Genomic DNA, 10,593 nt, shown 5'->3' on the forward strand with positions numbered 1-10,593 from the left:
ATAGCAAGCCCCGTGATGAAAATCACGGGGTTTTTGTTTTTCAGTAACATGCTATTTCAAAGATCACTTCCTGTACCTGTACCTATTTCTTACCTGCTGCGTCAGATTTTAAATCTTATGAATACTATTTAAAGTTTTGGTAGAGCGTATAACCTGCAACAGCCCCAGCGATATCATAAGCAAAATCATGCAAACTCCAGCCAGTACCCGATGGGCGGCTATCATAGAATTCTTTTGCTGCCCCTAGAGAAATAGAGAATACCATGCCGAATTGAGCTGCTTGTCTATGTTGCATGTTTTGTCTATCGGCATAAGCGTTTCCTGCAGCTGCCATCGCAGCTGAAAAGGCGAAATGTTGTGCTTTATCCTTACCTTTCCAGTTATCATTTGACCAATGAAACCCTGAGCAGCCAGTGATGATTATTAATGAAAAAATTAAAGCTAATGGTTTATATGTGATAGATGACATATCTTGAGCCTCTACAACAACTCGTGAGTTAGAGTTCAATAGATAATAAAAAGCGCCACATGAGTGGCGCTTTAAAGATATAATAATTAAAGTATTCGACTAATTAGGCGGTCGACGCGGATCCGTCGTAATCGGCGGATCAGCTTTTTCACTTTAACCGGGTAAGTTTGAATGCTGTCCAATTCACGGTAGTGATGAACAACTTTAGTATGAGTGCGAATACAATCTAACTCATGTTGGCGTTGTTCTTGGAGTTGCTGTTTCGGATCGTGGATCAAAACAGCATTTTCCAGATCTAATCCCCAAGCTCGTGGATTCAAGTTATTACCTGTAATCAATTGCCACTGATTATCAACCCACATTCCTTTGAGATGGTAGGTATTATCACCATCTTTCCATAAACGAACAGTCAGTTGCCCACTGTCAATGAAGCGTTGTAAGCGGCTGACAAAACGGCGCAAGTTTATTTCATAGAGATAAGGTAATGCACCAATAATCTTAAATGGTTCTTCTGGCGGGATATAAAAATCGTTAGCCGTTTTATCACCAATAATAATTTCAACTTTTTTTCCATCACGCAGTAATTTACTGATAATCCTGACCAAAACGGCAGGTAAATTAAAGTATGGTGTACAGATGGTCAGCTTTTCAGAGGTTGAGCTCATTAAATGTGTGATCGTACGGTTTAACTCATTCTTTTTACCTAGACCAACAAAGGGGATAACAGCGAGCTCATCATTACTAGCATTTCCTACGAATTGGTAGTTTATCCCACGTAATGATAAACGAAATTGTTTGATTAACCCTTTGAATTCCGCAGTTTTTGGTCGATTAGGCGTATTGAGTAGATGAATAGCATCTGATGATAGAAGAGAGTCATCAATGAATTTCTTCATCGTCGCGGTGAGATGGCTATTTTTGATCAGGTGATATCTATCATAGCGATATTTTTCATGACGATGTAAATACACATCGTTGATACTTGCACCGCTATATAGCAATGTATCATCAAATAAGAAGCCTTTTAAATGTAGTACGCCCAATGCCTCCCGTGTATTAACAGGAATCCCAAAAACAGGAATCTCAATATGAGGGTATTGTTGGGAGACTTCATAATACCAATCGGCATTAGTGAGATTAGCTGCTGCACCAATACGCCCTCGTTGAGCTCGGTGCCAATCAACTAAAATTTTAATATCTAGATTAGGATTTGCTTGCTTAGCAGCATATAAAGCATGAAGGATGTCTTTACCCGCATCATCTTTTTCTAAATACAGCGCCGTAATGTAGACTGTATTTTTAGCTTGCGAGATTTGTTCAAGCAGAGCACCACGAAAATCTTCCGTCTTATAGAGCGTTTTAACATCATCAACTGACTGAGACAATTTAGGCATATTTGCCAAGTGTTGTTGATGTTTTGCTTGTTTTAATTTTGACAACATCACAGTGTGAATTTTCTCTTGTTAGTCTAATAGCAAATCGCTTTATACAAATATTTAAGCGAATGATCTGTCGATGATATCATATTTACATCGTTCATTAGGAATAAATTGGTAATTGGTTTGCTTACCATGCAGATTACAGTGTATTCCTAAATTTTATTATAGATGCAGGGTCAGATTCACGACACCATCCTCAAATTGAACATCAATTTGAAACCCTAGTTTTTTTGCCAAGCTGATCATATTGCGATTTTCTGGCATGGTGATTGCGGTCAATTTTTTAATACCATGTGCGCGGGTGTAATTCAGAAGCTTTTGCATCAATTGATAGCCTAGAGTTTGCCCTTTCATATCTGAACGAACTAACACTGCAAATTCTGCTTCTTGATTGTCTGGATCCGCCATCGCACGGGTAACGCCAATAATTTCAGGTTGTGTCTTGCTATTTTTAACGGCGACAAATGCCATTTCTCGGTCATAGTCTATTTGAGTCATATTGGCGAGATCATCATGAGTAAACTCACTGATTTCACTAAAATAGCGGTAATACAGATCTTCTTTGGTGACTTGTTCAATAAAGGATTTCAGTAAAGGCTCATCTTCCGGAAGAATCGGTCTTAGCAAGCAAGTCAGATCATCTTTTAGGTGGATTGTCTCTTCTAATTCATTTGGATATGGGCGAATGGCAAGTCGAGTATTTGGGCTATCAGTTGTAGAGCTTAATGTCATTGAAACATCAAGCAATGTGAATTCATCGCCTGCGGCTAGCAGCGGGTGTATATCCAATCGGCTGATATTAGGGCAATCAATAATTAAATTAGAGACCCGAACCAGTAAGCTAGCTAGCCCTGGAATATCTAATGGTTCTAAAGCACTACGGGCTTTAATTTTATGTCCTTTAATGGCATTGATGACCAAATAACGCGCCAGAGCTAAATTCAGTGGAGGAAGTGCGACGGCAGCTTGGCTCTCTTGCTGCCATTCAATACCACCTTCACCAAGCATGATTAGTAGACCAAATACGGGATCCAATTCTACCGCAATACGGAGCTCTTGAGCACCGGCTCTATTCGCCATACTTTGTACTAATAAGCCTTCAATCCGTGCTTGAGGGAAGTTGGTAGAAACGCGTTCTATGATCGCATCAGCCGCCTCTGCAACTTCTTTGGCATTCCTTAAATAGAGCATAACCCCTTGAACTTCTGATTTGTGCACAATATCAGGGGACCGTAATTTCAATGCAACGGGATAACCAATCTTTTCAGCAATTTCAACAGCTTGTTCACTAGAATGCGCTATCCATGTTGGTAGGCTATTTAATCCATAAGCTTTTAAAATAGGCTGAACTTCATGGGTATCCAAATGTAATTTGTTATTTTCAATTGCCTGCATAATGCATGTATGGGCTTGCTGAGTATTCGCAGTAATCCCGATAGGAAGGGCAGGGGTTTCTTTTAATTGTTTTTGGTTACGACGATATTCCACCATATGCATATAGGCAGTAATAGCACCTTCAGGTGTTCGATAAGTTGGAATACCTGCTTCGCTAAAGCGCCTTCTTGCCTCTTGGGATGTATATTCCCCACACCAATTTGTTAATATCGTTAGCCATTTTCCTCGTGGATGCTGTTTAATTGCTTTAATCACTTTTTCTGCCATAGATTTGCTTTGGGTTATGGCACTGGGTGTGTGGATCAAAAGCAATGCATCATGATCGTGGCTATCGAGCATTTTGTTCAATACGTTAAGGTATCTATCTACCGTGGAATCATCGCCGAGATCAATTGGATTTTGCGTTGATAAATCGAGAGGGAGCAAGGAGCTTAATTCATTTTCTGTTTCTACGCCAAGTTTCGCGAGTTTTCCATTTCTCAGTAGTAGCTCATCAAGTGCCATCGCAGCAGGTGCGGAGCCATTACTCATTATTGATAAACGTTCCCCTCGCAGTGGGGTCATATAGCTTAGAGTTTCGACTGCCGAAAACATTTCATGGGTATCTTGTACTCGCAGTAAACCCGCGCGTTGGATAGCCGCATCATAGGCGGCATCTAAACTTGGTTTTTCACCAAGTAATTCTTGTGCTTTTCGAGTGCGACCGCTTTTGATAACCAAAATTGGTTTATTACGTGATGCACTACGAGAAGAAGATAAAAAGCGCCTTGCATCACTGATATTTTCTAAATACAGCAAAATTGCGCTGGTTTTGCTATCTCGGGCTAGGTAGTCCAGCAGATCATCGATATCAATATCGATGCTATCTCCTAGAGCAATAAAATACGAAAAACCGATATCTCGGTGACGCGCCCAATCCAATACGGTATTTGAAACTGCGGCAGATTGTGAAATAAACGCTAATTTGCCTTTTAAAATAGGAATAGGGGAAAAGCTGGCATTGAGTCCTTGCCATGGGGCAAAGAAGCCTAAACTATTGGGACCTAGCAAGCGAATTTGGTATTGCTGCGCCACTTTTTTCAGTTCGTTAAACTGAATAGAAGGGGATGACAGTATGATCACAACATTACAGCCAGCTTCTCCAAGTTGCCGTAAGCATTCGGTGTTACGAGAATAGTGGGTACAGATGACGGCAAGATCAGGTTTTAATGGCAGTTTATCAATTGACGGGTAAGCGAGGACGCCAAGAATAGAGTTTCTATTCGGATTAACGGGCAGAATAGGACCTTTAAAGCCACTGCTCAGTAAGTTCTTCATCATGACGGAACCTGCTCGGCTAGGATCTTCTGAAGCGCCTACGACAACGATGGATTTTGGCCTAAATAATGACTCTAGTTGACTCACTAACCCCATGCTGGCAAACCTTTTATGTGGTGAGCGTAAATACCGCCCAATTGATCTTGAGTTCGTAAGCAATACTATGCCGTATATTGGGAGAAGCGCCAGTTTATAGAGGGAATTTTATTGAATAATACAAGCACCCTCACGTTTTGTTGTGAAGGTGATTTTCAAAATATAAATTGCTGGAAAGCGCGATGTATAAATAACGTAAAGAATACCTAATAAGCGTTATTTTAAGGGCTGAGATAGGAGCATTTGAGCGGTCGGGTGGTGGGGTTTTCCTTCCAAGTATTTGTGGCGAAACAGATTAAAATGAGCAAATAACTTTTGAGATGCATCGATATCCCCAGCTTGTTCCAATACAGTGGCGGCGACTTCAGCCGTACAGTGTTGCTCTTCCCTTGATGGGATACGTAGGAGGTAATCTGTTCTCGCTTTGGTGTTAATCGATAGCATGGGAATTTGGTCCAAGTAAGGACTTTTTCGAAACATTTTACGGGCTTCCGGCCAAGTTCCGTCTAATAAGATGAACAATGCAGGTTTGTGGGAAAGCGTCGGTTGGTTAACAACAATACGATCATTTTGTGCGTAGCTTTCTGGGAAAATCAGATAAGGTTGTCTAGTCTGATCTTGCAGTATCGCTAATAACTGGCTATCAGGATCTGTTCTGGACCATTGGTAAGCTTGCGTATCAGGAAGCACATCCGCAATCAGTTTTCCTGTATTGCTAGGTTTAAAAACCTCACCATCAAACATAATGAGACAAAATTGGCTTTTTGCTTGCGCAGAAACAGTCTCTTCACATAAACATTGTGGAACAGGTAGTAGGCAAAAATGGCAACGTTTTACTCGACAACCTCTTGCTTTAAAAGGTTTTGTTGAAAGAGCTAAGCGTTGTTGGCGCAGGAGATAGACAGCGTTCTGACTCATGGTTGATAGGGTACTTTTCATTGCAACAAAATAAGGGGCATATTGTACGCAAAACGATTTGCATACGATAGAAGTATATTCAACAACTTTTCGGTGAGATAATAGTGAGGATCGGTAGCGTAGCTTTGCAACTTCATGTAATCTTCGCGCCATAGCTTAGTAGGGGATAGCGATGAACGACACGAATGATTTTAGTGGTAAAAACGGCAAAGTAAAAGTGATGTATGTCCGTAGCGAAGAGCAGGACAATAATAAAGGTAATGATAAGCGCCGCGGCGGTCGTGATGATAAGCGCGATGATAGACGCGGTGACAAACGTTCTGGTGGGCGTAACGATCGTAATGATCGCAACGATCGTTCAGGTCGTTCAAACCGCCCAGAAGGTGGTCGTTCAGAAAGACGTTCCGACAGCGATAGACGTTCCAGCCCACGTGATAGCGCACCTCGCGAGCAGTCACCATGGCGTACTGTATCAAAACCAGGTAGTGATGAATTAGAAAATGACCATGGTGGTATTTCAGGGAAAAGCCAAATTGACCCTGAACAACTGCGTAAACAGCGTCAAGAAGAGACGCGTATTTATGGTGAAAATGCTTGCCAAGCGATGTTTAAAAACCGTCCAGACGGCATTGTTCGTGCGTGGTTCTTACAGTCAGTGACTCCCCGTTTTCGTGATGCATTAAAATGGATGGCGGCAAACCGTAAAGCATACCATGTTGTTGATGAAGAAGAGCTTGCGAAAGCATCTGGTACTGAACACCATGGTGGTGTGTGCTTCATCATTAAAAAACGTGGTGGTATGGCGGCTGAGGTTTACTTAGAAAATGCGGTAGATACCGATTGTGTTTTAGCATTGGAAGATGTGGGTAATCCACATAACCTTGGCGGGATCATGCGTAGTTGTGCTCACTTTGGCGTGAAAGGCGTAATTTTACAAGATGCCGGAATGTTAGAGTCTGGTGCGGCAATTCGTACTGCTGAAGGTGGTGCTGAGCATATTAAAGCGATTGACGCGGATGGCTTCACGACAACATTGGATAAGTTCCGTCAAGCGGGCTATACCATTGTCACCACATCAAGCCATAAAGGTAGTCAGGACATTGCTAAAGTTCAATTACCGAAGAAAATGGTGCTGGTGTTAGGTCAAGAGAGTGATGGATTAAGTGATAGCACTTGGGATCAGGGCGATATGAGTTTGTACATTGGCGGAACAGGTAAAGTTGAAAGCCTGAACGTTTCTGTGGCAACCGGTATTATGCTATCTCAGTGGTGGTCACAAAACAAAGTTAAGTAATCGTGCATTAGCATGAGCTTAAAGAAAAAACCATACACAAAATTGTGTATGGTTTTTTTTCGTTTCAACATGATAGCGAGAATAGGGGTTAGTGAGCGCCGCCTCCACCCTCTTTCGATCCTGCGCCGAATGGTGGTTTCGCAAACCAAACTATGACCATGAGTAGAATAAAGACCCCCGCGGACATCCAAAAAATCTCATTCGCCGAAATAATTAGCCCTTGCTCTGTGATTGAGCGTGCAATATAAGCGGCGCTTTGCTGCTCATTCATGCCTATTTGCGCGAGCTCACTGTACATATGTTGAGCATTAGGATTATATGGATTAACAAATTCCGTTAAGTTTTCATGGTGCATCGCTTCACGTTGTGTCCACAGAGTGGTTGTGATCGAGGTACCAATTGCCCCTGCTAATGTTCGCGTAAAGTTAGATAAGCTAGATGCTGACGCCATTCTTTCAGGTGGTAAGCCTGATAACGTAATGGTTGTTAGTGGCATAAAGAAGCAGGCAATCGCTAAGCCTTGAACAAACTGAGGCCATGCAGCCGCCGCGAATCCCATTCCTGGTTCGAAGGTATAAGCTCGCCAGTAATAACACACTGCATACATAATAAAGCTGAAGGTAACTAAGTAACGCATATCGATACGGTTACCGAAGCGACCAATAATAGGTGTGATTAAAAGAGGCAATAGACCGACCGGTGCCGATGCTAAGCCTGCCCAAGTTGCCGTATAGCCGTATACCTCTTGGAGTAATTGCGGCAATAGAACGATAGTGCCGAAATAGAGCATATATGCCAAACTGAGCGCTAAGCAGCCAATGGTAAAATTGCGTTCTTTGAAGAGTGAAAGGTCGATTACAGGATGTTCATCTGTTAACTCCCAAACAATCAAGAAGGCAATTGCGACAACTGCAATCACTGCCAGAACAATAATCTCTGTTGAATTAAACCAATCAAGCTCTTTCCCTTGGTCGAGCATAATTTGGAGTGCGCCAATACCGACGACCAGTAAGACAAGTCCAACAGTATCAATTGGTTTGATGGATATTTTTGTTTCACGTCCTTTTAAGGTTCGCATGATGGCAAAAATAATGGCGATACTAAATGGCACGTTAATAAAGAAAATCCATCCCCAGTGATAGTTATCACTGATATATCCACCAAGAATAGGTCCACAGATAGGGGCGACAACAATGGTCATTGACCATAATGCAAGCGCCATACTGCGTTTGGCTGGAGGATAGTTGTTTAGCAATAAACTTTGGGAAAGCGGAATCAGAGGACCTGCAACTAAACCTTGTAATACGCGGAATAAGATGAGCATTTCTAAGCTGTTAGAGATCCCACATAACCATGAGGTGAGTGCGAAAAGCCCTGTAGACCATAAAAAGAGTCGAACTTCACCAATACGGCGAGCTAGCCAACCAGTGACAGGGATAGAGATAGCATTCGCGACGCCAAACGACGTAATCACCCATGTGCCTTGTGAGTTAGATGCACCCAGATTACCCGCAATAGTGGGGATAGCGACGTTAGCAATGGTCGAATCCAATACCTGCATGAAAGTTGCCAAAGATAAGGCAATCGTCATCCAAGCCAATTTTGAGCCAGTTAACGGTGCATTTGTCACGTCAGTGTCTCCGTTTACTTATTGCCGGCATTATTCTGAATAATCTCAGCAACAATCTTGTCAGCAGGAGACATATCCACAGCTAAAGCCGTCGTGTGGTAAGCCGGTGCATCACGTAGACCTTTTGATAACACTTTCCCGTCTTTGTTGGCGGTATCCACTTCAACTTCCGTAGAAAGCCCAATACGTAATGGGTATTCATCTAACTGAGCCTCGTCAAGAGCAATACGTACCGGGAGGCGTTGTACTACTTTAATCCAGTTACCGCTGGCATTTTGCGCAGGTAATAATGAAAATGCGCTACCTGTACCCATATCTAATCCAACGACCGTACCGTTGAATACCACATTTTTACCATAGAAATCGGTCGTGACTTTTGCGGGCTGACCAATCCGCATGCTGGAAAGTTGTGTTTCTTTAAAGTTGGCATCAATCCACATACCGCTAGATGGCACGATTGCCATTAATGGGGTATTTGGCGTGATTTGCGAGCCGACTTGTACGCTGCGGCGTGACACGTAGCCATCCACAGGGCTGACAATTTTGGTTCGTTGTAGAGCAAGCCACGCATTTCTCAATTGTGTTGCCGCTTGTTCAACGAGAGGTTGTTTTTCTAGGGCAGTATTGAGCACGATGGCTTGGTTGGCATTATATTGCTCAATTGCCACATCCAAAGCACTTTTAGCGCTGACGACCGCTTCTCTCGCGTGTTGTAGTTCTTCTTTTCCAATCAGATTACTATTTCCTAGAACTTCACGACGTTTTAAATCATTTTGCAAACGGGATAGTTCAGAGCGTTTAACATCAATATTAGCTTGAAATTGTCGACTATTGATTATGTGCTGCAGGGATTGTCTAACACTGTTAGCAAGTTCAGTTTTTGCTTTTTCGAGAGCTAATTCAGCATCTCGAGGGTCGAGTTCCACCAATACCGTTCCGCTTTTAACAAAATCGGTATTGTCGACGTTGACCGTCATGACGCTGCCTGATATTTGAGCTTGGATTTGAACCTGATTTCCGGCTACATAAGCATTATCTGTGGACTCGTAATGGCGTAGGACAATATACCAGTATGCCGTCCACCCGATGCCAATAGCGACAAAAATAAAGGTTAAGAACATGAGAGCATTTCTGCGCTGTCTTTTTTTGTTTAATGGCGGTGTTTGCGTTTCCGGTAGATCCTCGCGGGCGCTCATACTGATGGTTCCCCATATTCAATGGATAAAAATAACGGCTGTTTCCAGCAGTTAGTATTAACTACTGGAAACTAAGACGACAAATGATTTCGTTGCTCGATGGGATGTAGCAATATATCACTGAAAGGATAATGAAATATAAGTGAGTGAAAAGGTTTTTTTCAGTTTAAACCACAGAATGCCTCAAAAACATTAACCATTAATTTATTATGGTTAATATAATCACTCTTTGATACTATCAAGCTTGATGAGTAACTTGCGCATTAATTTATCAAGCTGCTGCTTTTCATCAGTGTCTAATGCCGACCAAATATCGATTAAGGCTTTATGTTGTGGTGGCAATAATCCGCTTAAAAACTCAGAGCCTTTTTCAGTTAAATGCAGGTGTAAGCAACGACGGTCATTATGACTTTCTTTACGTTCAATCCAGCCATTCTTTTCTAATTCATCTGCGATACGCGTAGCGTTAGTACGTGAAGATCCCAATGCTGCACTAAGTTCAGATGGCTGAATGCTATGAGAATCTTTGGTATCAAGGATCATTAACGCCATGAACAGCGTTTCGTTGACTCCTTGAGCTCTTAGCATATTGTTACGTGATTCCAACAGTTTTCCATGCACGTGCATGCACAGGCGCGTTAATAAAATTTCTTGGTAAGGAATGGTATTTTCCAGTGAAACTTGTTGCGCGACACGGGCGTTAAGTAATTCTTCTGTCGGTGTAAATGAACTTTCCATTATTTGGATACCTTATTAGTTTCAGTTGGTAATGTTTCAACTGCAATCAACCATGTGAATGGTATATTAAAAGATAGAATTAGCAATTATACTTAATTAAT

Annotated in this window: 8 protein-coding genes; 1 reads left to right on the plus strand and 7 read right to left on the minus strand. The window is 42.1% G+C overall.

Annotated elements, in window-relative coordinates; genetic code table 11:
- Nucleotides 1-124: 124 nt before the first annotated feature.
- From PSF16_RS14845 to PSF16_RS14860, 4 genes are all read right to left on the minus strand, one after another.
- Nucleotides 125-469: a YfiM family lipoprotein gene (locus PSF16_RS14845; RefSeq protein ID WP_006660918.1), complete on the minus strand. Its 345-nt coding sequence runs from the start codon at nucleotides 467-469 to the stop codon at nucleotides 125-127.
- 86 nt (nucleotides 470-555) lie between these two features.
- Complete coding sequence (gene pssA / locus PSF16_RS14850) at nucleotides 556-1,911, minus strand: CDP-diacylglycerol--serine O-phosphatidyltransferase (RefSeq protein ID WP_036960169.1); 1,356 nt, start codon at nucleotides 1,909-1,911, stop codon at nucleotides 556-558.
- 159 nt (nucleotides 1,912-2,070) lie between these two features.
- On the minus strand, nucleotides 2,071-4,716 hold the full coding sequence (locus PSF16_RS14855; RefSeq protein WP_272689545.1) for a bifunctional acetate--CoA ligase family protein/GNAT family N-acetyltransferase: 2,646 nt from the start codon (nucleotides 4,714-4,716) through the stop codon (nucleotides 2,071-2,073).
- Nucleotides 4,717-4,932: 216 nt separating this feature from the next.
- Entirely contained in the window at nucleotides 4,933-5,634 is a 702-nt protein-coding gene (locus PSF16_RS14860) for a tRNA-uridine aminocarboxypropyltransferase (RefSeq protein ID WP_006662345.1), read from the minus strand.
- A gap of 172 nt (nucleotides 5,635-5,806) precedes the next feature.
- Here PSF16_RS14860 and PSF16_RS14865 point away from each other — a divergent pair, with 172 nt between their 5' ends.
- Nucleotides 5,807-6,928, plus strand: coding sequence for a tRNA/rRNA methyltransferase (locus PSF16_RS14865; RefSeq protein ID WP_036960171.1), 1,122 nt, complete (start codon nucleotides 5,807-5,809; stop codon nucleotides 6,926-6,928).
- A gap of 88 nt (nucleotides 6,929-7,016) precedes the next feature.
- Here PSF16_RS14865 and emrB read toward each other — a convergent pair whose 3' ends face one another.
- From emrB to mprA, 3 genes are all read right to left on the minus strand, one after another.
- Nucleotides 7,017-8,558, minus strand: coding sequence for a multidrug efflux MFS transporter permease subunit EmrB (emrB, locus tag PSF16_RS14870; RefSeq protein WP_181480658.1), 1,542 nt, complete (start codon nucleotides 8,556-8,558; stop codon nucleotides 7,017-7,019).
- Nucleotides 8,559-8,572: 14 nt separating this feature from the next.
- Entirely contained in the window at nucleotides 8,573-9,754 is a 1,182-nt protein-coding gene (gene emrA / locus PSF16_RS14875; RefSeq protein ID WP_272689546.1) for a multidrug efflux MFS transporter periplasmic adaptor subunit EmrA, read from the minus strand.
- Nucleotides 9,755-9,976: 222 nt separating this feature from the next.
- Nucleotides 9,977-10,492 carry a transcriptional repressor MprA gene (mprA, locus tag PSF16_RS14880; RefSeq protein ID WP_006660925.1) on the minus strand — a complete coding sequence of 172 codons (516 nt, stop codon included), beginning with the start codon at nucleotides 10,490-10,492 and terminating at the stop codon, nucleotides 9,977-9,979.
- Between the last annotated feature and the right edge of the window lie 101 nt (nucleotides 10,493-10,593).

Source organism: Providencia sp. PROV033 (assembly GCF_028484855.1).
In the GTDB taxonomy this organism is placed as follows: Bacteria; Pseudomonadota; Gammaproteobacteria; order Enterobacterales; family Enterobacteriaceae; genus Providencia; species Providencia alcalifaciens.

Bases quoted from the DNA above. Each gene is read 5' to 3' on its own strand.
- mprA (WP_006660925.1), bottom strand. From the start codon at position 10,492: ATGGAAAGTTCATTTACACCGACAGAAGAATTACTTAACGCCCGTGTC.
- emrA (WP_272689546.1), bottom strand. From the start codon at position 9,754: ATGAGCGCCCGCGAGGATCTACCGGAAACGCAAACACCGCCATTAAAC.
- PSF16_RS14845 (WP_006660918.1), bottom strand. From the start codon at position 469: ATGTCATCTATCACATATAAACCATTAGCTTTAATTTTTTCATTAATA.
- pssA (WP_036960169.1), bottom strand. From the start codon at position 1,911: ATGTTGTCAAAATTAAAACAAGCAAAACATCAACAACACTTGGCAAAT.
- PSF16_RS14855 (WP_272689545.1), bottom strand. From the start codon at position 4,716: ATGGGGTTAGTGAGTCAACTAGAGTCATTATTTAGGCCAAAATCCATC.
- PSF16_RS14865 (WP_036960171.1), top strand. From the start codon at position 5,807: ATGAACGACACGAATGATTTTAGTGGTAAAAACGGCAAAGTAAAAGTG.
- PSF16_RS14860 (WP_006662345.1), bottom strand. From the start codon at position 5,634: ATGAGTCAGAACGCTGTCTATCTCCTGCGCCAACAACGCTTAGCTCTT.